This window comes from Halomonas urmiana (genome assembly GCF_005780185.1).
In the GTDB taxonomy this organism is placed as follows: domain Bacteria; phylum Pseudomonadota; class Gammaproteobacteria; order Pseudomonadales; family Halomonadaceae; genus Halomonas; species Halomonas urmiana.
This window is the reverse complement of sequence record NZ_VBUI01000013.1, coordinates 37,530-62,719: the sequence shown is the minus strand read 5'-3', so window position 1 is coordinate 62,719 and position 25,190 is coordinate 37,530. Positions and strand designations below refer to the sequence as shown.

Here is a 25,190-nt window from a genome sequence, read left to right as displayed (position 1 = left end):
ACCTCGCGAATCAGCCGAGCCAGGTCCGGGCGTTGCGGAACAGGCGCATCCAGGCGCCGTCCTTCGTCCACTCGGCGGGGCGCCAGGAGTTGGTCACCGCCCGCACGACCCGCTCCGGGTGCGGCATCATGATGGTCACGCGTCCGTCCGGCGTGGTCAGGCCGGTGATGCCGGAGGGCGAGCCGTTGGGGTTGGCCGGATAGCGGGTGGTCACCTGGCCGTGGTTATCCAGGAAGCGCAGGGCGACCTGGCCGCTGCCCTGGAGGCTGCGCAGGTGAGCGCTGTCGCGGAACTCGGCCCGGCCCTCACCGTGAGCCACGGCGATCGGCAGGCGCGAGCCCTCCATGCCGGCAAGCAGGATCGACGGGCTCTCCTCCACCTGCACCATGGAGACCCGCGCCTCGAACTGCTCGGACTCGTTGCGCACGAAGCGCGGCCAGGCCTCGGCGCCCGGGATCAGCTCCTTGAGCTGGGCGAGCATCTGGCAGCCGTTGCACACACCCAGCGAGAAGCTGTCGTCGCGCTCGAAGAAGGCCGAGAACTGCTCCCGGGCGCGGGGATTGAAGAGGATCGACTTCGCCCAGCCGCCGCCGGCGCCCAGCACGTCACCGTAGGAGAAGCCGCCGCAGGCCACCAGGCCCTTGAACGCCTCGAGGCTCACCCGGCCCTCGAGGATGTCGCTCATGTGCACGTCGACGGCCTCGAAGCCGGCCTTGTCGAAGGCCCAGGCCATCTCCAACTGGCCGTTGACGCCCTGCTCGCGCAGCACCGCCACGGCCGGGCGGGTCTTGTTGACCCGGGGTGCCTGAAGATAGGGCGCGGCGATGTCCTCGTCGACGTCGAAGGTCGGCTGGGCCGAGAGGCCCGGGTCGCGGCCGTCGAGCAGGCCGTCGAACTCGTTCTTGGCGCACTCGGCGTTGTCGCGCAGCGCCTGCAGGCGGTAGCTGGTCTCGGCCCAGGTGCGCTCGGCCAGCAGCCGGGTGGTCTCCAGCAGCGGCTCCTCGAACAGCGTCACGCGCACCTGGTCGTCGTAGCGCGGCCGGGCGATAACGCCGCAGGTCTCGATGCCCGCCGCGGCGAACTGCGCCAGCACCGCCTCGGTGTCGCGGCGGTTCACCTGGATGACCGCGCCAAGCTCCTCGGCGAACAACGCGTTGAAGGCGTCGACGGGCTCGTCGATCATCCAGTCGAGCTTGATCTCGAGCCCCGTGTGGGCGGCGAAGGCCATCTCCAGCAGGGTCACCAGCAGGCCGCCGTCGCTGCGGTCGTGATAGGCCAGCAGCTTGCCCTCGGCGTTGAGCCCCTGGATCACCGTGAAGAAGGCGCGCAGGTCCTCGGGATCGTCCAGGTCCGGGCACACGTCGCCCACCTGGCCGTAGACCTGGGCCAGCGCCGAGCCGCCCAGGCGGTTCTTGCCGGCGCCCAGATCGATCAGCAGCAGGTCGGATTCATCCTGCTCCAGGTTGACCTGTGGGGTCAGGGTGCGCATGGCGTCGGTGACCGGGGCGAAGCCGGTGATCGACAGCGACAGCGGCGAGGTGATGCTCTTCTCCTCGGCCTCGCCCTGGGCGTTCTCCTCCTGCCAGGCGGTGCGCATGGACATGGAGTCCTTGCCCACTGGGATGGCGATGCCCAGCGCCGGGCAGAGTTCCATGCCCACGGCGTGCACGGCGTCATACAGCGCCTGGTTCTCGCCCGGATGGTCGGCGGCGCTCATCCAGTTGGCCGAGAGCTTGATGTCCTCGAGCTTGGCGATCGGCGCGGCGGCCAGGTTGGTGATCGCCTCGGCGACCGACAGGCGTGCGCTGGCGGCCGGGTCGATCAGCGCCACCGGCGGCCGCTCGCCCATGGCCATCGCCTCGCCGGCATGGGTGTCGAAGCTCGCCGTGGTCACGGCGACATCCGCCACCGGCACCTGCCAGGGGCCGACCATCTGGTCGCGAGCCACCTGCCCGGTGATCGAACGGTCGCCGATGGTGATCAGGAAGCTCTTGGAAGCCACGGCGGGAAGGCGCAGCACCCGGTCCATCGCCTCGCGCAGGTCGAGGTTGTCGAGCATCACGCCGGAGAGGGTGTTGGTCTGGCGGCTGAACTCGCGCTGCATCTTCGGCGGCTTGCCGAACAGCACGCTCATCGGCAGATCCACCGGCTGGCTCTCGAAGTGGCCGTCGGTCACCGCCAGGTGGTGGGCCGCAGTGGCCTCGCCGACCACGGCGTAGGGGCAGCGCTCGCGGGCGCAGAGCGCCTCGAAGGTGTCAAGATCCTGCGGGGCCACGGCGAGCACGTAGCGCTCCTGGGCCTCGTTGCACCAGATCTCCAGCGGGCTCATGCCGGGCTCGGCGTTGGGCACGGCGCGCAAGTCGAACAGCCCGCCGCGTTCGCCGTCCTTGACCAGCTCCGGCAGGGCGTTGGAGAGCCCGCCGGCACCGACGTCGTGGATGAAGCGGACCGGGTTCCCTTCGCCCAGCGCCCAGCAGCGATCGATGACCTCCTGGGCGCGGCGCTCCATCTCGGGGTTACCGCGCTGCACCGAGGCGAAGTCCAAGTCGGCGCTGGAGGCGCCTGAAGCCATGGAGGAGGCCGCACCGCCGCCCAGGCCAATCAGCATCGCCGGCCCGCCCATCACGATCAGCTTGCCGCCGACGGGAATCTCGCCCTTCTGGACGTGGCCGTCGCGGATGTTGCCGTAGCCGCCGGCCAGCATGATCGGCTTGTGGTAGCCGCGCCGCTCGATGCCGTCGCGCCCCAGGGCATCCTGCTCGTAGGTGCGGAAGACGCCGGCGAGGTTCGGGCGGCCGAACTCGTTGTTGAAGGCGGCGCCGCCGATCGGCCCCTCGAGCATGATCTGAAGCGCCGACTGGATGCGCTCGGGCTTGCCGTAGTCGAAGGCCTCCCAAGGCTGCACGAACTCGGGGATGCGCAGGTTGGAGACGGTAAAGCCGGTCAGGCCCGCCTTGGGCTTGCCGCCGATGCCAGTGGCGCCCTCGTCGCGGATCTCGCCGCCGGCGCCGGTGGCCGCGCCCGGATGCGGCGCGATGGCCGTGGGATGGTTGTGGGTCTCCACCTTCATCAGGATCTGGATCGGCTCGTGTGTGGCGCCGTAGACGGCGCGCTCCTCGCCACGGCCGGTCAGCGGCGCGGGATAGAAGCGCGGCGCCTCCGAGCCCCGGATCACCGCCGCGTTGTCGCTGTAGGCGGAGAGGATGTCGCCGGGCGAGCGCTCGTGGGTGTTCTTGATCATCTTGAACAGCGAGCGCTCCTGGGGCTCGCCGTCGATCAGCCAGTCGGCATTGAAGATCTTGTGGCGGCAGTGCTCGGAGTTGGCCTGGGCGAACATCATCAGCTCAACGTCCGAGGGGTTGCGAGAGAGCTCGCGGAACGCCTCGCAGAGGTAGTCGATCTCGTCCTCGGCCAGCGCCAGGCCTAGCACGACGTTGGCGACCTCGAGAGCCTCGCGGCCGCCGTCGAGGATGTCCACGCTGCCCAGCGGCGCCGGCGCGTGGTGGGCGAAGAGCCGGGCGGCGTCGGAGGGATCGGCCAGCACGGTCTCGGTCATGCGGTCGTGCAGGGCGGCCTGGAGGCTCTCGAAGGCGGCCTCGGCGAGCGTCCCGGCCACCTTGACCCGATAGGCGATGCCGCGCTCGATGCGCCGCACCCGGCCAAGCCCGCAGTTGTGGGCGATGTCGGTGGCCTTGGAGGACCAGGGGGACTGGGTGCCGATGCGCGGCACCACGAGGAACAGCTGGCCCTCGCCGTGGGGCGCATCCTGGCGCGCAGGACCATAGTCGAGTAGCTGCTCCAGCAGGCGCCGCTCGCCCTCGTCCAGGTCGCCGTCATGGTCGACGAAGTGAACGTAGTCGGCCTGCAGGGACTCGACCTCGGGAACGGATGCGCGCAGGGCGTCCAACAGCTTGGCATGACGGAAAGCAGATAGGGCGGGCGCGCCTCGCAGTTCGAGCATATCCTGGAGCCTCTGGTACTGGGGGGAATTCGGGGCCGCGGCCGGCGGCAACGAGCGCACATGATACTGGAAAGCACCGGGCGCGAGAAATCGGCGAAGGTGACAGCCATCGATTAGCTGGTTATGGTTGAGGGTCTCATCGCCGCACGCCGCCCCTATGCCCGCATTCGCGACCGCCCCTTCCCGGCGCCACTGGCGCGGGACCGCCCTGCTGTGCAGCGCCCTGCTGCTGGCGTTGCTACCCCACCACGGCGGCTCCCCGGAGGAGTCGCACCTTAGAGAGGTGCTCGCCCGGGACTTTCTCAGCGTGCATACCCGCAATACCCCCACCACCTACTACGAGGGGCGCGAGGGCCCCACCGGGTTCGAGTACGAGCTGGTGCGCCGCTTCGCCGATCACCTGGGGGTCAGCCTGACCCTGGACGCTGACCACCACATTTCCGGCGTGCTCGAGGCGGTGCGCAAGGAGGGCGACCTGGGCGCGGCCGCCCTGCCACTGGACCCGACCCTCGAGGGCGTGCTGTTCAGCCGGCCGATCATGCCGCTGCAGCCGCTGCTGGTCTATCGCCGCGGCCTGCATCCGCCCGAGGGAATCGAGGAACTGGAGGGGCTCGAGATCGGCACCCTGCGCGGCTCCGGCACCGACCGGGTGCTGCGCGAGCTACAGGAGGAGCATCCGTGGCTCAGCTGGAAGGAGTCCGCCGAACTGGAGGTGGCCGAGCTGCTCGGCCAGGTGGCCGGCGGCACCCTGGATGCCGCGGTGATCTTCGAGCACCAGTTCCGCCTCAACCGGCTGTTCTTCCCCGAGGTCGAGGACGGCTTCACGCTCGGCAAGCCGCTCTCCCTGGCCTGGGCCTTCCCCGCCGGCCGCGGGCTGGGGCTGGTCGGCGAAGCCAATCGCTTCCTCGACGCGCTGCGCCGCGATGAGGAGCTCGATGCCCTGGTCGCCCGCTACTTCGGCCACGACGACTACCTCGAGTACGTGGGGGCCCGGACCTTCATCGCCCACGCCCGCGCGCGCCTGCCCCGCTACAGCGAGCTGTTCCGCGAGGCCGCCCGTAACACCGGCTTCGACTGGAAGCTGCTGGCCGCGCTGGGCTATCAGGAGTCCCACTGGGAGCCACGGGCCACCTCCCCCACCGGGGTGCGCGGGCTGATGATGCTGACCAACGCCACCGCCGGGGATCTCGGCGTCGACAATCGCCTCGACCCGGCTCAGAGCATCCACGGCGGCGCCCGCTACCTGCGCCACATCGAGGAGCGCCTGCCGGCATCGATCGAAGGCGATGACCGCCTGTTCATGACCATGGCCTCCTACAACGTCGGCCTCGGCCATCTATACGATGCCCGCAAGATCACCGAGATGCGCGGCGGCGACCCCGACCGGTGGCGCGACGTGCGCGGCTCACTGCCGCTGCTGCAGGAGCGCGAGTGGCACAGCAAGACGCGCTACGGCTACGCCCGGGGCGGCGAGCCGGTGATCTACGTGCGCAACATCCGCCGCTACTACGAGATCCTGGCCTACCTCGATCGCAGCCAGGAGCAGTTCCACGAGCTCAATGCCCGGCGGCCGGACCGGGCCGACGTCGAGCTCTTCGAGCAGGTGCCGCCGGTCCTCTAGCTAGCCGGCCTCGCCGTCGCCGCGCACGTCGCCCCCCCGGCGGGCGGCGAAGAACGCCTTGAGCAGCCTTGAGGCGCGGGCGGCCAGCACGCCCCCTTCCACCGTCACCCGGTGGTGATACCAGGGCTGGGCGAAGAGGTTGGCCTTCGACTCCACCATGCCGCTGCGCGGCTCGGCCGCACCGTAGACCACTCGGGCCAGGCGGGCATGGATGATCGCCCCGGTGCACATCAGGCAGGGCTCGAGGGTCACGTAGAGGGTGCAGCCGTCCAGCCGGTAGTTGCCGAGTCGCTCGCCGGCGGCGCGCAGCGCCTGGATCTCGGCGTGGGCGCTGGGATCGTGGCCGCCCACCGGGGCATTGAAGCCGTCGCCGACGATCTCGCCCGCGGCGTCCACCACCACCGCGCCCACCGGCACTTCGCCGGCGTCCAGGCCCAGCCGGGCCTGGTCCAGCGCCCGGTGCATGTAGAACTCGTCGCTGCGCACTGTACTGAACTCCCGTAGACTGGATGGCTTCAGACGATCGTATGATACCGACGGCCTCCCTGCACGCCGTCGTCCCGGAGGACAACGATGACACCCGACGCCCTCAACACCCTGGTGGACCTGCTCGGCCTCGAGGCCCTGGAGGAGAACCTGTTTCGCGGCCGCAGCCAGGACCTCGGCCTGCCGCAGCTGTTCGGCGGCCAGGTGCTGGGCCAGGCGCTCTCGGCGGCCAGCCAGACCGTCGACCCCAGCCGGCGGGTCCACTCCCAGCACGGCTATTTCCTGCGCCCGGGGGATCCGCATCGTCCGGTTGTCTACCAGGTGGATGCGGTGCGCGACGGCGGCAGCTTCACCACCCGCCGGGTCACCGCCATCCAGAAGGGGCGGCCGATCTTCTTCTGCAGCGCCTCCTTCCACGGCGAGGAGCAAAGCATCGCCCACCAGCCCGCCATGCCCGAGGTCACCCCGCCCGAGGCGCTGGCGGACGGCGATGGCCGCCTCGAGCGTTTCCCCGGCCACCCCATCGAGTTCCTGCACCTCGGCGACGAGGCCGCGGCGGGCCGACCGGCCCGCAAGCGCCTGTGGTTCCGGCTGGTCGGCGAGTTGCCCGACGACCAGGCGCTGCACCGCTACCTACTCGCCTACAGCTCCGACTTCAACCTGCTGACCACCGCCCTGGTGCCCCATGGCCTCGACTTCCGCGACCCCCAACTGCAGATCGCCAGCCTCGATCATGCCCTCTGGTTCCATCACGACGTGCGGGTCGACGACTGGCTGCTCTACGACATGGACAGCCCCTGGGCCGGCGGGGCGCGAGGCTTCGCCCGCGGCAGCCTCTACGACCGCCAGGGCCGACTGGTCGCCTCGAGTGCCCAGGAGGGGCTGACCCGGCTGCGCTCCTGACCCTTGGCAGCGCGCCGGGCCCGGCGCTATCCTGCCTGCTGTCGCCGCAATAGCTCAGCTGGTAGAGCAACGCACTCGTAATGCGTAGGTCGGAGGTTCGAATCCTCTTTGCGGCACCAGCACGACATGAAAAACGGCCGCCGCCCTTCGAGGCGGCGGCCGTTTTGCGTCATGGACGCTCGAGGCACTCGATCGGGCGCATGCAGCGCCGGTGATTACCCGTTGCTGAAGTAATCGACCCGACCATCGCAGGTGCTGACGTAATCGGGCAGGTCGTCTCGGCGGTCGTACCAGTGCAGCGTCTTGCAGCGGGAGCCATACCCCCCGCTGGTATCCACGTCGTCCGGCTGGCCGAGGATGTCGATCACGTCCTTCTCTTCCATGCCGATCAGGATGGTGCCGCGGCTGCGGGCCTTGACCAGCTCATTGCGGCTGATCCCCATGTCCCGGGCGCGCTCGGCCACCGAACGCGGGCCCGACGAGGGGCGAGTGGGCGCAGTGCCTTGAGGGTCGCCACCAGCGCGAGAGCGGTCGGTGTCGGGCAGGGGGGAGAACGCACGCGGCTCGGGCGCCGCGTAGCGGGAGACGCCGCCGCCCTGGAAGGCCTCGCCTCCCGAGCAGCGGTCGCGGTAGGAGCCATCCGGGCATTTCATGATCTGCGCCTGCCCCATCAGCGGCAGGAGCAGCAGCGCCATCGCCATGTATCGCATGCTGTCCTCCTTGGCAGACTCACAGGGTAGCAGCCTGCCAGGGAGGCCATGCGCCGGATGGGCGTTCGCTGACGCCACGCGTCGGCGATCTCGTCGCTTGCAGCATCCTGCCGCCGCCCTGCCCGCGGCATGACGGCGGCGGATCGTGCCTCAGTAGTCGCCCAGCAGCTGTTCCAGGCGGAAGACGGCACCCGAGAGCTCACCGAAGCTCATCGCCGGCTGAGCAGGAGCCTCGGCCGAAGGCCAGGCCTGCAGTACCTCGTCGTAGGCGCTCAGCAGGGCCTGGTAGCCCTCGGCGTCCTCGCCCGCGCCGAACACCTCGCCCTGACCCTCGAGCAGCTGACGCCCCACCTGCATCATGCCGCGCCCGTCCTGATACTCGACGACGTTGGTGAACTCACCCTCCTCGACGGCCTCGGCATACTCGTACAGCGAGGCGGTGACCAGGGCACGATGCACCCGGCTGACGAAGGCGGGATCCTCAAGCAGCGATGCCTCGGTGGTGGCCATGGCCTCTTCGAGCGTGGTCTCGACCTCGGCATAGCGCGATTCGAGCGTCTCCCAGGCCAATCCCTCACGAGCGCCCTGCTCGAGGGTCTCGAGCGAGGAGTGGACGGCCTCGTCGACGCCCCGGGATGCCAGGGCCGACTCCACGGACGGATACTGCTCGTCGAGGGGGTGGGCGAAGTGCACCACGGCGGCATCCTGCTCGCCCTGGCGATAGAGCTCGCGGGCGACCTCGAGGTGGCCCTGCATCATGGCCAGGCGCGTATAGGTGACGCCGGGGTTGTCGGCGGGCGCGGTGGCGTTCTCGCCGCCTTCGCCGCCTTCGCCGCCTTCACCGCCTTCGCCGCCCTGGGTGGCATCCCAGCCGGAGAAGACCGCCAGCGGATCCGGTCCCAGGCCACCGCCTTCTCCGCCTTCGCCGCCTTCTCCGCCTTCGCCGCCTTCTCCGCCTTCGCCGCCTTCTCCGCCTTCGCCACCTTCGCCACCTTCGCCACCTTCGCCACCTTCGCCACCTTCATGGTGCTGGCTCTGCTCGACGCCTTCGCCACCCTCGTTGTGCCGGCTCTGCTCGGCGGCGTTCATCTCGCCCTCGTGGGCCTCGACGCTGTCGGCCCAGCCGGCGCTCGCCGTGCCCAGCAGGACACTCGTTCCGACGCCGATCCAGAGCTTGGTGCGGGTATTGGCCATGATGCGCGCTTCCTCTCGTTGCATGGGTCTCGTTGCATGAATATGGGCGGCAGACACCGCGACGAAACGATAGTACTGCCCGGCCACGGAACGCAAATCCTTTTCATTCAGATATACTGGGGCCGTCCCCACCCGAATGGAGTCGATCGTGATCCTCTGCATCGCCCAGATCATTCCCGAGGAACTGCTTCAGCGGATCCAGTCCACCCTGGCCGACACGCCCTTCCAGGACGGCCGCGAGACCGCCGGCTGGCATGCCCGAACGGTCAAGCACAACCACCAGGCCGAGAGCAGCCATCCCGCCGTGAGCGCGCTGCGCGAGGAGGTGGTCGGCCACCTCCAGCGCCATGCGCTGTTCCAGATGGCGGTGCGCCCGCGGCGCATGAAGCCGCTGATGTTCAGCCGCTACGAGCCGGGCATGAGCTACGGCAACCACGTGGACGATGCGATCATGGGCAGCCCCGGCGGCGCCATGCGCACCGATATCTCCTTCACTCTCTTCCTCGGCGATCCGGACGCCTACGATGGCGGCGAGCTGCTGATCGAGACCACTGGCGGCGAGCAGACCTTCAAGCTGCCGGCCGGCTCGCTGGTGCTCTACCCCTCCTCGACCCTGCACCGGGTCGAGCCGGTCACCCGGGGCGAGCGCCTGGCGGCGGTCGGCTGGGCACAGAGCCTGGTCCGCGATCCCCAGCAACGGGAGGTGCTCTTCGATCTGGACACCACCCGCCGCCGCCTCTTCGAGGAGAACGGCAAGACGCCGACCTTCGACACCCTCTCGAAGAGCCTCGCCAACTTGCTGCGGATGTGGGCCGACACCTGACCTCAGCCGGTGCGAACGCGCATCAGCTCGTTCCAGCGGGTGGTGTAGCGCGGCGTGCGCCGCTCGCAGCGCAGCGCCCAAGCGGTGCCCATGCGCGGCAAGCCGAAGCGCACGGTGTCGCGGCCCATTTCGCGGTTGAGCCGGTCCACCGCCGCCATCAGCCGCTGGCTGCGCCCGCGCGCCGCTTCGCTGCGCGGCGCCAGCAGCGAGAGCTGGTGGCGTTCGGCCTCCACCAGGTCGAGCAGCATCACCCCGCATTTCTGGTAGCGCGGCCCCGCGAGGAAGATCGCCTCGAGCCCCCGGGCGGCGGCCGAGAGCAGCGCTCGGCTGTCGTCGCTGGGGGCCGGCAGCGGCACCACCGCGCTGTTGCGGTACTGGCGCTCGCCGACCTGGTGGGGGTTGGTGCGCAGGAAGACCATCACCGCCCGGGCCTGGCTGCCCTGGCCGCGCAGCTTCTCGGCGCCCCGGGCGGCGTGCTGGCGCACCGCCTCCTGCAGGTCGGCGAAGGCCCCGGTCAGCCGCCCGAAGGAGCGCGAGACCATGATGCGCTGACGCGGCGCCTCGAGGTCGTCGAGCACGATGGCCGGGCGACCGCGCAGTTCCCAGACGATGCGTTCCAGCACCACCGAGAAGTGGCGGCGGATCTGCTTGGGATCGGCCTCACGCAGCTGCCAGGCGGTGTGGATCTCCATCAGTGCCAGCCGCTCGGCGGTGCGTCGCGCCACGCCCCACAGCTCGGTCACCGGCAGTCCCTCGAGCAGCGCGCGGGGCGCGGGGGCGTCGGCCTCGAGCCGGCAGACGCCCTCGAAGGCCGCCTGCTTCTTGGCCGCGTGATTGGCCACCTTGGCCAGCACCCGGGTGGGCGCGAGCCCCACGCAGACCGGGATCCCGGTATCCCGGCGTACCGTCTCGCGCAGCCGCTGGGCATGCGCCTCCAGGCCGTCCGCCGCGAAGCCGGTGAACCCCACGAAACTCTCGTCGATGGAGTAGGCCTCCACGTCCGGCGAGAACTCGTCGAGGATCCGGTTGACCCGCCGGCTCATGTCGCCATAGAGCGCGTAGTTACTGGAGAGCAGCACCGCCTGGCGGCGGATGGCCGGCGGCAGCAGGTGCAGGGGCGCCCCCATGGCCACGCCCAGCGCCTTGAGCTCGTTGGAGCGCGCCACCACGCAGCCGTCGTTGTTGGAGAGCACGCCCACCGGCCGCCCCTCCAGGCGCGGGGCGAAGGCCCGCTCGCAGCTGACGTAGAAGTTGTTGCAGTCGACCAGCGCGATCACGGCTCGCCTCCCGGCAGGGCATGGAGCACGTGGGTGACCACGCCCCACAACCTGGCATTCGCGCCCGGCCAGGGGGATCGGCGCGAAGCGCGGGTTGCTGGCCATCAGGAAGGTCCGCTCGCCGCGGCGCTCCAGGCGCTTCACGGTGGGCTCACCGTCCACTGCGATCACCACCACCCGCCCGGGCAGCGGCTCCAGGCTGCGGTCCACCACCAGCAGGTCGCCGTGGTGGATGCCGTCGCCGAGCATGGAGTCGCCCTCGGCGCGCACGAAGTAGGTGGCGGCCGGGCGGCGCACCACGTGGGCGTGCAGATCGATCTCCACGTCGAGATGGTCATCGGCCGGGCTCGGGAAGCCGGCCCGCACCCGACACCCCATCAGCGGCAGGGTCGCCTCCCCCGGCAGCGCCACCGCGCGGCCGATCGGCCGCACGGCGATAGGCGTCGTCGAGCTCATGGGCACCTCCACAAATACTGTATTCATGTACAGTATTCGCCACTTCCCTCCCGCTGGCAAGTCCTGCCGGCCCGCCGGGGCGCGTGCTACCGTGAAGGCAGATCACGACACACCTCACCAGGACGCCCGCCATGCCCCATCCCCTGCTCTCCCGCCAGCCCTTTGCCGCGAAGGGCAAGGTGGTCTCCGCCCGCGAGGCCGTGAACCTGATCCGCGACGGCGACGCCGTCGCCACCGGCGGCTTCGTCGGCATCGGCTTCGCCGAGGGGCTCGCCGTGGCCCTGGAGGAGCGCTTCCTGGAGAGCGGCGAGCCCCGCGACCTGACCCTGATGTATGCCGCCGGCCAGGGCGATGGCAAGGAGCGCGGGCTCAACCACCTGGGCCACGAGGGGCTGGTGGCGAGGGTGATCGGGGGCCACTGGGGGCTGGTGCCCGCCCTGCAGAAGCTCGCCATCGAGGGGCGCATCCAGGCCTGGAACCTGCCCCAGGGGGTGATCTCGCACCTCTTCCGCGACATCGCCGCCGGCAAGCCCGGCACCCTGACCCGGGTGGGGCTCGGCACCTTCGTCGACCCGCGCCTGGGCGGCGGCCGGATCAACGACGTCACCCTCGAGGAGCGCGTCTCGCTGCTGCCCATCGACGGCCAGGAGTACCTCTTCTACCGGGCCCTGCCGCTGCAGGTGGCGCTGCTGCGCGGCACCACCGCCGACACCCTGGGCAACGTCAGCATGGAGCGCGAGGCGCTGACCCTGGAGGCGCTGGCCATCGCCACGGCGGTGCGCAACTCCGGGGGCGTGGTGATCGTGCAGGTGGAGCGCCTCGCCGAGCACGGCACCCTGCACCCCAAGGACGTCAAGATCCCCGGCATCCTGGTCGACTGCGTGGTGGTCTGCGAGGATCCCGCCCACCACTGGCAGACCTTCCGCACCGCCTACAACCCGGCCTTCTCCGGCGAGATCCGCGCGCCCATGGCGAGCCCCGAGCCGCTGCCGCTCTCGGCGCGCAAGATCATCGCCCGGCGCGCGGCCTTCGAGCTCAGGCCCAACAGCGTGGTCAACCTGGGGATCGGCATGCCCGAGGGCGTGGGCGCGGTGGCGAGCGAGGAGCGCCTGCTCGAGCACCTGACCCTGACCGCCGAGCCCGGGGTGATCGGCGGGCTGCCGGCCGGCGGGCTCGACTTCGGCGCGGCGCTGAACACCCAGGCGATCATCGACCAGCCGGCCCAGTTCGACTTCTACGACGGCGGCGGGCTCGATATCGCCTTCCTGGGCATGGCCCAGGTGGACGGCGCGGGCCACGTCAACGTCTCGCGCTTCGGCCCGCGGCTGGCCGGCGCCGGCGGCTTCATCAACATCAGCCAGAACGCCCGCAAGGTAGTGTTCATGGGCACCTTCGTGGCCACCCGGGAGGCGCTTGCCATCGTCGACGGGCGGCTCGAGGCGCCCCCCGGCGGCCAGGGCAAGTTCGTCGCCGAGGTGGAGCACCGCACCTTCAGCGGGACCCTGGCCGCCGCGGACGGCAAGCCGGTCTGCTACGTCACCGAACGGGCGGTGTTCGAGCTCACCCCGGAGGGGCTCACCCTCACCGAGATCGCCCCGGGAGTCGACCTGAAGCGCGACGTCCTGGCGCTGATGGCCTTCACCCCGCGGATGCCCGAGCCGCCCCGGCTGATGGACGCGCGCATCTTCCAGGAGGCCCCCATGGGGCTCGCCGAGGAACTGCTGGAGCGGCCGCTGGCACAGCGCCTCAGCCTCGACGAGGAGGAAGGCATCCTCTTCATCAACTTCGAGCACCTGCGCGTCGCCTCCCCGGAGGACATCGACGCCATCGAGCAGGAGGTCGAGCGCCGCCTCGCCCCGCTGTGCCACCGCGTCCAGGCCATCGTCAACTACGACCACTGCCGCATCGACGACGCCCTGCTCGCCCCCTACACCGAGATGGTGCGCGGCCTCGAGCAGCGCTTCTACACCCGGGTGACCCGCTACACCACCAGCGGCTTCATGCGCCGCAAGCTCGGTCACGCCCTGGAGGCGCGCGCCGTCTCGCCGCACATCTACGAGAGCGCCGAGGAGGCCCGCCAGCACCTGAGGGAATGACGGCCCCGGAACGAAGGAGGCGGCCCCGTGGGGCCGCCCGTCGCGTCGCGACACGACGTGACGCGGGGCAGGAGTCAGGTGGTCGGGCATGTCGCCGCAAGCGCCTCGACCGACACCGGCCGCCCGAAGAGGTAGCCCTGGAAGGCGTGGCAGCCATGCGCTACCAGCCAGGCCCGCTGGGCCTCGGTCTCGACGCCCTCGGCGATCACCTCCAGCTGCAGGCTGCGAGAGAGCGCAATGGTACTGGCGACGATGGCCGCACTGGCCTCGTCCTCCAGCAGGTCGCGCACGAAGGACTGATCGATCTTGAGCTGGTCCAGCGGCAGGCGGTTGAGGTAGGAGAGCGAGGAGTAGCCGGTGCCGAAGTCGTCCAGGGAGAAGGTCACGCCGTGCGCCTTGAGCGACAGCATGGTCTCGCGGGCCTCGTCGCGGTCGTGGACGAACAGGTTCTCGGTCACCTCGAGCTTGAGACGCGACGGCCGCGCCCCGGTGCGCGACAGGATGGTCAGTGTCCGCTCGGCGAAGCCCGGCTCGCGAAACTGCTCGGGGCTGACGTTGACCGAAATCGTCAGCTCGGCGGTGGCGGGGTCGTCGGCCCAGGCCGCCAGCTGACGACAGGCACGCTCCAGCACCCAGGCACCGATGGGCACGATCAGCCGATTCTCCTCGGCCAGCGGAATGAAGTCGCCGGGCGCGACCATGCCGCGCTCCGGGTGTGCCCAGCGCAGCAGCGCCTCGGCGCCGATCATCCTGCCGTCGTCGCCTATCTGGGGCTGATAATGGAGCAGGAGCTCGCCCCGGGGCAGCGCCTGGCGCAGGTCCGCCTCGAGCCGGGCGCGCTGCTGCAGCTGCGCCTGCATCGCCGGGTCGAAGAAGCGCAGGGTGTCACGGCCCGCCTCCTTGGCCTTGTAGAGCGCCATGTCGGCCTGCTGGAGAATCTGCTCCAGGGTCGTCTCGTGGTCGCGGTAGAGGGTGATGCCCAGGCTCGCAGTCACCGCAAGCTCGTCGCCCGCCAGGCGCATCGGTGCCTGCAGCGCGCCGAGCAGCTTGTAGGCGACCCGCTCGGCCACCACCGCCACCTGCGCCTGATCGCGTCCGAGGTCGTGCAGCAGCACGGCGAACTCGTCGCCCCCCAGCCGCGCCAGGGTATCGGTCTCGCGCAGCACCTCGCCCAGTCGCCGGGCGACCTGCTGCAGCAGGTCGTCGCCGACCAGGTGACCCCGGGTATCGTTGATCCGCTGGAAGTTGTCCAGGTCGAGATAGAACAGGGCACCGAACTGGCCATTGCGATAGCTATCCTTCAGCGCACTGGCGAGGCGGTCCAGCATCAGACGGCGATTGGCCAGCCCGGTCAGGGGATCGAAGAAGGCGAGCTGATGGATCTCCTCCTCGGCCGCCTTGCGCCGGGTGATGTCGTTGAAGGTAGCCACGTAGTGGGTCAGCTCGCCGGCGGCGTCGCGCACCGCGCTGATGGTGAGCCACTCGGGGAAGACCTCGCCGTTCTTGCGGCGGTTCCAGATCTCGCCCTGCCAGCTGCCATGCCGCTGCACGCTCTCCCAGAGCGCCCGATAGAAGGCGTCGTCGTGTCGCCCGGAGCTGAGCATGCTCGGATTGCGCCCCAGCACCTCCGCCTCCGAATAGCCGGTGATGCGGGTGAAGGTCTCGTTGACCCGCAGGATCGCGCCCCGCTCATCGGTGACCAGCATCCCCAGGTGCGTCTCGAAGGCCATGGCGGCGATGCGCAGCTGGGCCTCGGTGGCGCGCGCCTCGGTGACCTCGCGCACCACGGCCAGCACACCGCTGAAGGCGTCCCCCTCGTCCAGCGGGCTGAGGATCGCGTGGAAGTCGCGGGGCACGCCGGCAAGCGTGACGCGATAATCAATCTCCACCGGTTCGCCGCTGGCCCGCAGCTCGTCCAGGGCACGATCGAGCTGACGCACCACGTCCGCCGAGAGGACCTCGCGGTAGTGGCGCTGGAGCAGCGACTCCGCATCGCCGACCAGCTGGTCGCGGTCCACGGCATGCACGTAGACGAAGCGCCCCTCGGCATCGAAGACGAAGATCATGTCCTGGATCGAGCCGACCAGGGCCCGCAGCCGCGCCTCGCGCTCCAGCACCGCGCGCCGTGCCTGCTCGCGCTCCTCGAGACGACAGCGCAGCTCGCTTTCCAGGCGTCGCAGGCCGAGATAGTGGCGCAACAGCCCCCCGCCCAGCACGGCCACCACCAGGAAGACGCCGCCCAGCAGCCAGAGCCGCTGCCACCAGCTCACCAGCAGCACCTCGAGCTTCTCGCCGACTACCACCAGCAGGGGCAGGCCGGTCACGCGTTGCTGGGCATAGAGTCGCTCATGGCCGTCCAGCGGCGAGACGATGCGCTGGACCGTCGAGCCCTCGCCGCTCGCCAGGAAGGCCTGGGTCAGCGGCTCGCGAACGCTCACGCCGAGCCCACCCATCGCGCCGCCGCCGTCGAAGGCCGGCCGGCGGGCGATCAGCTGCATCTCGGTATCGAGGATGGCGATGCTCTCCCCCGGGAGCATGCTCAGCCGCGTCAGCGCGGCGTTGAAGATCGTCGGCTCGAGACGCATCACGACCAGGCCCTGGAAGCGACCGTCCGGCCCGCGCAGGCGGCGCGCGTGAACGAGGTGGTAGGTCTCGCCGAAGGGCGACCAGTAGAGCGGCGTCACCAGGGCGTCGAGTCCGGGGTCTTCGCGGAAGGCACGGTAGAAGTCGCGCCCGCTGAGGTCGTAGCCGGGGGGCCAGTAGGCCGCCGAGGAGGCCACGACGCGCCCCGTGGCGTCGACCAGGCCCAGTTCGTCGATGAAGGCAAAGCGATCCCGCCGCTCGGCCAGCAGGGCCTCGACATCGGCAGCCGCCAGCGCCGGCTCCTCCTTCGCCAGACGCCGTTCGAGCAGCTGCGACAGGTCGCCGAGGGCCTGCTCACCCACCGCGAAGGTGGTGCTCACCCACTCGGCCACCAGGTCGGCCCGCGCCTCGACGCGGGCCTCGGCGCCGTCGATCGTGCGCTGGCGATGATCGATGAGCACCCAGGTCAGGAAGGCGGCCAGCACCAGAAGCGCTAGCAGGTAGGTGCCGATGGCGTGCAGCCGAAGCCAGCCGTGTCGCGTGCCGGCGGTGCGTAGAGAGTCCTTCATGCCGCCCGATATCCTTGTCGTTACGCCGGTAAGGATCTCACAGTGTACTGGATTGTGGGGCTGTTCTGTCTCGATTCGACCGGGCCCGCCCCGATGGACGATCGGCGCGACACTTACATGTAGAGGGGCCCGACGTTGAAGCCCCGGCGCGCAGCGGCCACCCTGAAGGCATCCGTCGATCACCGGATGACACGGGGACGCCCTCGCCATGGACGATGTCGCCAGCGACTTTCTTATCGCCAACGAACCCGCGCTGCGCCTGGGCGTGGCGCTGCTGCTGGGCGCCCTGATCGGCATCGAGCGTGGCTGGGTCGCCCGGGAGCAGCAGTCCGGCGAGCGCATCGCCGGCATCCGCACCCACGCCCTGGTCGGCCTGCTCGGCGGCATCGCCGCCCTGCTCTCCGAGGCCGTCAGCGACTGGGCCTTCCCGATCATTTTCCTGGCGCTTGCCGCCACCAGCCTGGTCGCCTGGCGGGCGAGGCTGGCCCGGCACCCCGACTACAGTATCACCGGGCTGGTGGGGCTGCTGCTGACCTTCTGCTTCGGCGCGGTGGCGGTGGCGGTCGACCTGGCACTGGCCACCGCCGGCGCGGTGATCACCGCCGTGATCCTCGACAACAAGCACGAGATCCACGGCCTGCTGAACAAGCTGCAGGCCCACGAGCTCGACGCCGGCCTCAAGCTGCTGCTGATCAGCGTGGCGATGCTCCCGCTGCTGCCCGACCGCGGCCTCGGGCCAGGCGAGGTGCTCAACCCCTACGAGATCTGGTGGATGGTGGTGCTGATCGCCTCGATCTCCTTCGTCGGCTACTTCGCCATGCGCGTGGGCGGCGCCGAGAAGGGCATCCTCTTCACTGGGCTCTTCGCCGGTCTCTCCTCCTCCACGGCGCTGACCCTGCATTTCGCCCGGTTGTCGCGCCAGAGTCACGAGATCGAGGCGATGCTGGCCGCCGGCATCCTGGTGGCCTGCGGCACCATGTTCCCGCGGATCCTGATCTATGCCGCGGTGATCAGCCCGAGCCTGCTGCCCCGCCTGCTGCTGCCGATCGCGGTGATGGGCCTGCTGCTCTACCTGCCGGCGCTGCACCTCTGGCGCCGCCATCGTCATACCCTCAGGGTCGACAGCCCGACACCGATCCAGAACCCTCTGGAGCTGCGCATGGCGCTGCTGTTCGGCGGCCTGCTCGCGCTGATCATGCTGCTCGGAGAGTGGCTACGCGAAGGGCTGGGCGAGGCCGGCATCTACCTGCTGGCCGCCACGTCGGGCGTGGCCGACGTGGATGCCATCACCCTCTCGCTGACCCGCATGTCGCTGGAACGGATCGCCCCCGCCACCGCGGTGCTGGGGATCATCATCGCCGCCGCGATCAACAACCTCTTCAAGTCGGGACTGGCCAGCGTCTTCGGCACACGACGACTCGGCCTGCGCGTTGCCCTGCCGATGGTCGCCTCCATGTTGGCGGGTCTGGCGCTGGCCTGGCTGACGTGAGCGCCGAGAGAGTCCCCGACGGCCATTCGACGTCGGACTCGCGGTTCACTGCCGATCGATCGCCAGCAACGGCACGTCGAGCCATCGGGCCAGGCTTACCCGGCCGGGACGGCTAGGAGGCCTCGTAGGGCCGTGCCCAGACCTCGTCGGGGCCGTGGCGATTGAGGATCTCTTCCGCCTCCGGCTGCGCCTCCTCGGGGACGATCACCTTGACCTCGCTAGTCTCCTTGTCGAGAAACAGCTTCTCGCGAGGATAGCCCTCCGAGACCAGCTCATCGAAGGCGTTGACGGCCTTGTCGATGCTGCCATAGGCAGCCGTAACGGTCTGTGTCATGACACCCTCCGCAACAGGGATATGGAGTATTTGGCACCGGGCGATGCCGGGACGCGCCGAGAGGGGGATACCCCCTCGCCTGCAGTGTAGTCATCGCGGCTCCCCCGTCACGGGCCAGGCGATCTTCGCGGTGCTTGTCCCGGATCAAGTCGGCCCCATGACGGACGCGCGGGAACGGGGCCGCGGACTACGCTGAGAGGAGTCATGGATCCACGAGGTCGTCGCCCATGGAGATTCTGCGCAAGAGCCACCGCGAGGCCCAGGCCGCGGTGCTGCACGATTACCCGTCGGTCTGCGCCGGCTTCTCCTGGGAGACGGCCCGCGGCTGGCTCGATGGCCTGCCGGGGGGTGGGCTGAACATCGCCCACGAGGCGGTGGATCGCCATGCTGCCGGTGCGGCGGGCGAGCGCATCGCGATCCGCTGGCTCGGCAAGTCCGGCACCCGACGCGAGATCCGCTACCGCGAGCTCGCCGAGCTGAGCAGCCGCTTCGCCAATGTGCTGGAGACCCTGGGCGTGGCCCGCGGCGCCGGCGTCTATTTGCTCGCCGGGCGGATTCCCGAGCTCTACCTGGCGGTGCTCGGGGCACTGAAGCAGGGGGCCGTGGTCACACCGCTGTTCTCGGCCTTCGGCCCCGACCCCATCGCGACCCGTATGACCCTCGGCGAGGGCCGGGTGCTGGTGACCACCACCAGCCTCTATCGCCGCAAGGTGGCCCCGATCCGCGACCGGCTGCCGAGCCTCGAACACGTGCTGGTGATCCGCGACGACGACGTCGAGGTGCTGCCCGAGGGCACCCGGGAGCTCGGCCCGCTGCTCGAGGCGGCCTCGCCCGACTATGTGATCCCGGCCACCGCCCCCGAAACACCGGCCCTGCTCCACTTCACCAGCGGCACCACCGGCACGCCCAAGGGGGCACTGCACGTCCACCAGGCCGTGGTCGCCCACCACTCCACCGCCCGCTTCGCCCTCGACCTACGCGCGGGGGATATCTTCTGGTGCACGGCCGATCCCGGCTGGGTCACCGGCACCTCCTACGGCATCATCGCCCCGCTCTCCCTGGGTGCCACCCTGGTGATCGACGAGGCGGAGTTCGAGGCCGAGCGCTGGTACCGGATCCTCGACGAGGAGGCGGTCAGCGTCTGGTATACCGCTCCCACCGCGGTACGGATGATGATGAAGGGGGGCTCGGAGCGAGCCCGCACACGCGCCTATCCGTCGCTGCGCTTCATCGCCAGCGTCGGCGAGCCACTCAACCCCCAGGCCGTGCACTGGGGTGTGGAGGCCTTCGGGCTGCCGATCCACGACAACTGGTGGCAGACCGAGACGGGCGGGATCATGATCGCCAACTTCGCCAGCATGGACATCCGGCCCGGCGCCATGGGCAAGCCGCTGCCCGGCATCGAGGCCGCCGTGCTGCGTCGCCTGCCGGATGGCGGCGTCGAGCGGGTGGCGCATCACGACGAGGAGGGCGAGCTCGCGCTGCGCGTCGGCTGGCCCTCGATGTTTCGCACCTACCTGCATGAGGAGGAACGCTACCGGCGCTGCTTCGTCGGCGACTGGTACCTGACCGGCGACCTGGCGCGTCGCGACCCCGAGGGCTACTTCTGGTTCGTGGGCCGCGCCGACGACATGATCAAGTCCGCCGGCCACCTGATCGGACCCTTCGAGGTGGAATCGGCGCTGATGGAGCATCCGGCGGTGGCCGAGGTCGGGGTGATCGGCAAGCCGGACCCGGTGATCGGCGAGATCGTCAAGGCCTTCGTGTCCCTCAAGCCGGGCCATGCGCCCGACGAGGCGCTGCGCCGCGAACTGCTCGGCTTCGCCCGCCAGCGCCTCGGCCCGGCGGTGGCGCCCAAGGAGATCGAGATCCAGACCTCGCTGCCCAGGACCCGCAGCGGCAAGATCATGCGTCGCCTGCTCAAGGCCCGGGAACTGGGCCTGCCGGAGGGTGACACCTCGACCCTGGAGACCTCCCGATGAACGCCTCGCCTCCCCGGGAAGGCCCCGAGGCCTCCCCCGCCATCGGCGCGGCCGGCCTGGATGACCCCGCAAGGGCCCGGGCGCTGCTCTGGCAGATGATCCGCATCCGCCGCTTCGAGGAGAAGTGCGCCGAGCTCTACAGCGCCGGCAAGATCCGCGGCTTCCTGCACCTCTACATCGGCGAGGAGGCGATCGCCGCCGGCGCCATGCCGGCCCTGCGCGACACCGACAATGTGCTGGCCACCTATCGCGAGCACGGCCATGCCCTCGCCCGCGGCGTCCCCGCCGGGGCGATCATGGCCGAGATGTATGGCAAGCAGGAGGGCTGCAGCCGTGGCCACGGCGGCTCCATGCACCTGTTCGATGCCAGTCGACGCTTCGTCGGCGGCAGCGCCATCGTGGGCGGCTCCCTGCCCCTGGCGGTGGGCTTCGCCCTGGCCGACCGGCTGGCCGGTCGCGACAACGTGACCGTCTGCTTCTTCGGCGATGGGGCCGTGGCCGAGGGGGAGTTCCACGAGTCCCTCAACCTGGCAACGCTCTGGCAGTTGCCGGTGCTCTTCCTGTGCGAGAACAACCGCTACGCCATGGGCACCGCACTGGAGCGCCACCAGTCCCAGGTCGACCTGGCCGCCAAGGCCGCCGCCTACCGCCTGCCCAGCGAATCGGTGGACGGCATGGACGTGGTGGCGGTGAGCCGGGCCACCGAGGCGGCGATCGACCAGGTGCGCGGCGGCCAGGGGCCGATGTTCCTGGAGTACCGGACCTACCGCTTCCGCGCCCACTCGATGTTCGACCCCGAGCACTACCGCGACAAGGCGGAGGTCGAGCAGTGGAAGCAGCGCTGTCCCGTCGAGACCTTCGCCCGGGACGCCGTGGCGTGCGGGCTGCTCGAGGCTTCGGTGCGCGACGAGATCGAGCGCGAGGTCGCCGAGGAGATCGACGCCGCCGTGGCCTTCGCCGAGGCCGGCACCTGGGAGCCGGTGGAGCACCTGTGCCGCGACGTCTATGCCCGGGAGGCACGCCCATGACCCCCCAGACGATCGCCTACCGCGAGGCCCTGCGCCAGGGACTGCGCGAGGCCCTGATCCGCGACGACCGCGTCTTCCTGATGGGCGAGGACGTGGGCCGCTACGGCGGCACCTATGCGGTCAGCCACGGCCTGCTGGAGGAGTTCGGCGAGTCACGCATCCGCGACACCCCGCTCTCCGAGTCGACCTTCACCGGGGCCGGCATCGGCGCGGCGCTCAACGGCATGCGCCCCATCGTCGAGATCATGACGGTGAACTTCAGCCTGCTGGCCCTCGACCAGATCATCAACAACGCCGCCACCCTGCGGCACATGTCCGGCGGCCAGCTCAGCGTGCCGCTGGTGATCCGCATGACCACCGGCGGCGGCCGCCAGCTCGCCGCCCAGCACTCCCACAGCCTGGAGGGCTGGTATGCCCATATCCCGGGGCTGCGCATCGTCGCCCCGGCGACCCACGAGGATGCCCGCGGCATGCTGCTCGCCGCCCTGGAGGACCCCGACCCGGTGCTGATCTTCGAGCATGCCCTGCTGCTGGGCGCCGAGGGGACAGTCGAGGGCGAGCCCCACCCCATGGAGCTCGACCACGCCGCGATCCGGCGCGAGGGCGGCCAGGTCAGCCTGATCACCTACGGCGGCATGCTGCACAAGAGCCTCGCGGCCGCCGAGCAGCTGGCCGCGGAGGGCATCGATACCGAGGTGCTCGACCTGCGCACCCTGCGCCCGCTGGACGACGCGGCGATCATGGCCAGCGTGGCGAAGACCCATCGGCTGGTGGTGGTCGACGAGGGCTGGCGCAGCGGCAGCCTGTCGGCCGAGATCATCACCCGCATCAACGAGCAGGCCTTCTTCGAGCTCGACGCGCCGCCGGTGCGGGTCTGCAGCCAGGAGGTGCCGGTGCCCTACGCCAAACACCTCGAGGACGCGGCGATCCCCCAGGTCGAGGACATCGTCGCCGCCGTCCATCGGCTGATGGGCGGGTCAGGAAGCGGGGGAGCTTCATGAGCGAGTTCCGCATGCCCTCGCTGGGCGCCGACATGGAGAGCGGCACCCTGGTCGAGTGGAACATACGGCCCGGCGAGCGCGTCGAGCGCGGGCAGATCGTCTGCGTGGTCGAGACCCAGAAGGGCGCCATCGACGTGGAGATCTGGGAGACCGGCACCGTGGAGCGGCTGGTGGCAGAGGAAGGCGACAAGGTCCCGGTGGGCGAGGTGATGGCGGTGATCCTTGCCGAAGGCGAAAAGGCCGAGGGCGAGGCCGCCGGCCAGGAGGCCCCGGTCGAGCCCTCCCCCGCCGAAGCGCCCCAGGCGCCTTCGCCGCGGGCACCCGACGTTTCGCCGCCGGTTCCGCCTCACGCCGCGGCCACCGGCGGGCGACGGCGTATATCCCCCGCGGCGCGCAAGCGGGCCGGCGAGCTGGGGCTCGATCCGGCGAACGTGAGTGGCAGCGGCCCCGGCGGCGCCATCACCCTGGCGGACATCGAGCAGGCCCCCGAGGCGCCTGCCGGGCCTCGGCCGGCCCGCCGCGCCGCCGGTCATGACGCCCATGCCGCCATGCGCCAGGCCATCGCCGCCGCCATGGCCCGCTCCAAGCGCGAGATCCCCCACTACTACCTGGGCCACACCCTCAGCGCGGAACCGACGCTCGAATGGCTGGCGGCCTACAATGCCGAACGCTCGGTGGCCGAGCGGCTGATCTTCCCGGTGCTGCAGTTGCGCGCCGTGGCGATGGCGCTTCAGGAGGTGCCCGCCCTCAACGGTTGGTTCGTCGACGGCGCCTTCCGCCCCGCCGAGGGCGTGCACCTCGGGGTCGCCATCGCCCTGCGCGGCGGGGGCCTGGTGGCCCCGGCGCTGCATGATGCCGACCGGCTCGACCCCGATGCCATGATGGCCGCCCTGCGCGACCTGCTGACCCGCGCCCGAAAGGACCGACTGCGCAGCTCCGAGCTCACCGCCGCCGGCCTCACGGTCACCAACCTCGGCGACCTGGGCGTGGACAGTGTCCAGGGCGTGATCTACCCGCCCCAGGTGGCGCTGGTGGGGTTCGGGCGCATCGCCGAACGGCCCTGGGTCCGCGACGGCCGGGTCGTGGCCGCCCGCTGCCTGCAGGTATCGCTGGCCGCCGACCACCGGGTCACCGATGGTGCCATCGGCGCCCGCTTCCTCACCCGACTCACCGACCTGCTGACGGAGCCCGACCGCCTATGGCCCCCCTGAGCCGCGACACCCTCCGCGACACCGTCATCGACGCCATCCTGGCGGTGGCCCCCGAGGCCGACATCGACGCCCTGCCCGCCGGCCGCCCCTGGCGGGAGGCGCTGGAGATCGACTCCTTCGACTTCCTCAACATCCTGGTCGACCTCGAGAAGCGCCTCGGCGTCGGCGTGCCGGAGAGCGACTACCACGAGCTCGAGACCCTGGAGGGGCTGCTCGACTACCTGGAGCGCCGGCTCGCCGCCTGAGCCAGCGCCACTGACGGCGAGGCCCCTGCTCAGCCGGGACGCTCGGCCAGCTGCCAGTCGTTGTCGGTGAGCGGCTGCCCCCCCTCGGGGGTGACCCGCACGGTGTCGCTCAGGCCGATGCCCCACTGCCCCGGCAGGCGCAGGCAGAGCGGCAGGTGGAAGACCATGTCGGCGGCGAACTCGCGATGCTGGCCGCGGGCGATGTAGCCGGTGCCCTCGACCCAGCTCGGCGGGAACTGGGCGCCCACCGCATAGCCGAACACCCCCGAGAAGAACACGCGCTCGGCATGGGGCGCCAGCACCGCCTCGGCGGCCCGGGCCGCCGCGTCGAAGGAGCGGCCGGGGCGCATGGTGGCGATCAGCGTCTCATACATGTCGCGGCAGACGTCGCGCAGCGCCTGCATCTCGGCGCTGGCCCGGCCGGCCACGGCGGTGCGCATCATCGGCGCGGTGTAGCGGTGGTAGGCGGAGCCGAACTCCAGGAACACCGGCTCGTCCGCGGCGATCACGTGCCGCTTGTGGTTGACGTGGATGACGCTGATGCGCCGGCCGGTGGTGACGATGGGCTGCAGGCTCATGAACTCGCTGCCGGCCGCCAGCAGCGCCCGGCTGCCCTCCGCCGCGACGTCGTTGTCGGTGACCCCGGGCGCGATGACCTCGATGGCCGCCCGCAGGCCGGCGGCGGTGATCCGCGCGCTCTCGCGCAGGCAGTCGAGCTCCGCCGGCGTCTTGACGATGCGCAGGCGGTCGAGCAACTCACCACCGTCGTCGCGGAAGCGCTCGACCCCGAGGCGGGCCTGCAGGGCGCGAATGACGCCATGGCGCAGTCCGGCCCCGAAGAGGTCCAGGCCGATGGCATGGTAGGGGGCGAGGATCTCGGTCAGCGGCGCGATCACCTCCTCGATGCCCTCCCAGCGATAGCCCAGGATCTCGTCCACCGTGGCGGTGACCACCGCCGGGCCGGTCTCGATGGAGGGCACCTGCAGCACCAGCCGGTCCGCCGAGACCACCAGGCAGGTGTACACCGAGACCTCGAAGGTGTGATAGCCCGTCAGGTAGAAGATGTCGGCGGGGTCGGTGAGCAGCAGCGCCTCGAGCCCGGCGACGCGCATGGCCTGTCGCACGCGGTGGCGACGGGTGTCGAACTCCTCGGGGGCAAAGGGCAGCTCGCGCTCGGCGAGGTACTCGGCCAGGGCATGGCGGTAGGCGTGGTGGTCCATC

The 25,190-nt window shown here is 70.5% G+C and carries 18 protein-coding genes and 1 tRNA gene; 11 read left to right on the top strand and 8 right to left on the bottom strand.

Annotation, left to right across the window (positions count from 1 at the left end; genetic code table 11):
* Nucleotides 1-10 precede the first annotated feature (10 nt).
* On the bottom strand, nucleotides 11-3,961 hold the full coding sequence (gene purL, locus FEI13_RS09705; RefSeq protein ID WP_138181338.1) for a phosphoribosylformylglycinamidine synthase: 3,951 nt from the start codon (nucleotides 3,959-3,961) through the stop codon (nucleotides 11-13).
* 157 nt (nucleotides 3,962-4,118) lie between these two features.
* Between purL and mltF the strand changes: the two genes are divergently transcribed.
* Nucleotides 4,119-5,582 carry a membrane-bound lytic murein transglycosylase MltF gene (gene mltF, locus FEI13_RS09700; protein ID WP_138181337.1) on the top strand — a complete coding sequence of 488 codons (1,464 nt, stop codon included), beginning with the start codon at nucleotides 4,119-4,121 and terminating at the stop codon, nucleotides 5,580-5,582.
* Here the strand turns inward: mltF and tadA are convergent, their stop codons facing one another.
* Nucleotides 5,583-6,068: a tRNA adenosine(34) deaminase TadA gene (tadA, locus tag FEI13_RS09695; RefSeq protein ID WP_138181336.1), complete on the bottom strand. Its 486-nt coding sequence runs from the start codon at nucleotides 6,066-6,068 to the stop codon at nucleotides 5,583-5,585.
* Nucleotides 6,069-6,155: 87 nt separating this feature from the next.
* Between tadA and FEI13_RS09690 the strand changes: the two genes are divergently transcribed.
* Nucleotides 6,156-6,971, top strand: coding sequence for an acyl-CoA thioesterase (locus tag FEI13_RS09690; protein WP_138181335.1), 816 nt, complete (start codon nucleotides 6,156-6,158; stop codon nucleotides 6,969-6,971).
* A 43-nt stretch (nucleotides 6,972-7,014) separates the two neighbouring features.
* Nucleotides 7,015-7,090: transfer RNA gene (locus FEI13_RS09685), tRNA-Thr, on the top strand.
* A gap of 96 nt (nucleotides 7,091-7,186) precedes the next feature.
* Here the strand turns inward: FEI13_RS09685 and FEI13_RS09680 are convergent.
* Together FEI13_RS09680 and FEI13_RS09675 are read right to left on the bottom strand one after the other, a co-directional pair.
* Nucleotides 7,187-7,681, bottom strand: a complete 495-nt coding sequence (locus tag FEI13_RS09680; protein ID WP_138181334.1) for a hypothetical protein — start codon at nucleotides 7,679-7,681, stop codon at nucleotides 7,187-7,189.
* Between the two features lie 150 nt (nucleotides 7,682-7,831).
* Nucleotides 7,832-8,899 carry a hypothetical protein gene (locus tag FEI13_RS09675; RefSeq protein WP_138181333.1) on the bottom strand — a complete coding sequence of 356 codons (1,068 nt, stop codon included), beginning with the start codon at nucleotides 8,897-8,899 and terminating at the stop codon, nucleotides 7,832-7,834.
* Nucleotides 8,900-9,023: 124 nt separating this feature from the next.
* Between FEI13_RS09675 and FEI13_RS09670 the strand changes: the two genes are divergently transcribed.
* The gene (locus FEI13_RS09670; protein WP_138181332.1) at nucleotides 9,024-9,698 is read left to right on the top strand and encodes a Fe2+-dependent dioxygenase; all 675 of its coding nucleotides are present in this window, start codon (nucleotides 9,024-9,026) and stop codon (nucleotides 9,696-9,698) included.
* A gap of 2 nt (nucleotides 9,699-9,700) precedes the next feature.
* On the opposite strand, the gene umuD is transcribed toward FEI13_RS09670, so the two are convergent.
* Nucleotides 9,701-11,431 carry a translesion error-prone DNA polymerase V autoproteolytic subunit gene (gene umuD / locus FEI13_RS09665; protein ID WP_158294536.1) on the bottom strand — a complete coding sequence of 577 codons (1,731 nt, stop codon included), beginning with the start codon at nucleotides 11,429-11,431 and terminating at the stop codon, nucleotides 9,701-9,703.
* A gap of 131 nt (nucleotides 11,432-11,562) precedes the next feature.
* Here umuD and FEI13_RS09660 point away from each other — a divergent pair, with 131 nt between their 5' ends.
* Nucleotides 11,563-13,527, top strand: coding sequence for an acyl CoA:acetate/3-ketoacid CoA transferase (locus tag FEI13_RS09660; protein ID WP_138181330.1), 1,965 nt, complete (start codon nucleotides 11,563-11,565; stop codon nucleotides 13,525-13,527).
* Between the two features lie 74 nt (nucleotides 13,528-13,601).
* On the opposite strand, the gene FEI13_RS09655 is transcribed toward FEI13_RS09660, so the two are convergent.
* On the bottom strand, nucleotides 13,602-16,679 hold the full coding sequence (locus tag FEI13_RS09655) for a bifunctional diguanylate cyclase/phosphodiesterase (protein WP_138181329.1): 3,078 nt from the start codon (nucleotides 16,677-16,679) through the stop codon (nucleotides 13,602-13,604).
* A 208-nt stretch (nucleotides 16,680-16,887) separates the two neighbouring features.
* On the opposite strand from FEI13_RS09655, the gene FEI13_RS09650 reads away from it, so the two are divergent.
* Nucleotides 16,888-18,168: an MgtC/SapB family protein gene (locus tag FEI13_RS09650; protein WP_138181328.1), complete on the top strand. Its 1,281-nt coding sequence runs from the start codon at nucleotides 16,888-16,890 to the stop codon at nucleotides 18,166-18,168.
* A 112-nt stretch (nucleotides 18,169-18,280) separates the two neighbouring features.
* Here FEI13_RS09650 and FEI13_RS09645 read toward each other — a convergent pair whose 3' ends face one another.
* Nucleotides 18,281-18,502: a hypothetical protein gene (locus FEI13_RS09645; protein WP_138181327.1), complete on the bottom strand. Its 222-nt coding sequence runs from the start codon at nucleotides 18,500-18,502 to the stop codon at nucleotides 18,281-18,283.
* A gap of 227 nt (nucleotides 18,503-18,729) precedes the next feature.
* Between FEI13_RS09645 and acsA the strand changes: the two genes are divergently transcribed.
* The 5 genes from acsA to FEI13_RS09620 are packed head-to-tail and all read left to right on the top strand — an operon-like array spanning nucleotide 18,730 to nucleotide 23,969.
* Nucleotides 18,730-20,484: an acetate--CoA ligase gene (acsA, locus tag FEI13_RS09640; RefSeq protein ID WP_138181326.1), complete on the top strand. Its 1,755-nt coding sequence runs from the start codon at nucleotides 18,730-18,732 to the stop codon at nucleotides 20,482-20,484.
* Nucleotides 20,481-21,512: a pyruvate dehydrogenase (acetyl-transferring) E1 component subunit alpha gene (gene pdhA / locus FEI13_RS09635; RefSeq protein WP_138181325.1), complete on the top strand. Its 1,032-nt coding sequence runs from the start codon at nucleotides 20,481-20,483 to the stop codon at nucleotides 21,510-21,512. Before acsA ends, pdhA begins: the two co-directional genes overlap by 4 nt.
* Nucleotides 21,509-22,513 (top strand): alpha-ketoacid dehydrogenase subunit beta, encoded by a 1,005-nt coding sequence (locus FEI13_RS09630; RefSeq protein WP_138181324.1) that lies wholly within the window; start codon nucleotides 21,509-21,511, stop codon nucleotides 22,511-22,513. Before pdhA ends, FEI13_RS09630 begins: the two co-directional genes overlap by 4 nt.
* Complete coding sequence (locus FEI13_RS09625; protein WP_138181323.1) at nucleotides 22,510-23,724, top strand: dihydrolipoamide acetyltransferase family protein; 1,215 nt, start codon at nucleotides 22,510-22,512, stop codon at nucleotides 23,722-23,724. The genes FEI13_RS09630 and FEI13_RS09625 overlap by 4 nt, the downstream gene beginning before the upstream one ends.
* Nucleotides 23,712-23,969 (top strand): acyl carrier protein, encoded by a 258-nt coding sequence (locus tag FEI13_RS09620; RefSeq protein WP_138181322.1) that lies wholly within the window; start codon nucleotides 23,712-23,714, stop codon nucleotides 23,967-23,969. The genes FEI13_RS09625 and FEI13_RS09620 overlap by 13 nt, the downstream gene beginning before the upstream one ends.
* Nucleotides 23,970-23,998: 29 nt before the next feature.
* Here the strand turns inward: FEI13_RS09620 and FEI13_RS09615 are convergent, their stop codons facing one another.
* On the bottom strand, nucleotides 23,999-25,189 hold the full coding sequence (locus tag FEI13_RS09615) for a M24 family metallopeptidase (RefSeq protein ID WP_138181390.1): 1,191 nt from the start codon (nucleotides 25,187-25,189) through the stop codon (nucleotides 23,999-24,001).
* Nucleotide 25,190: the final 1 nt, after the last annotated feature.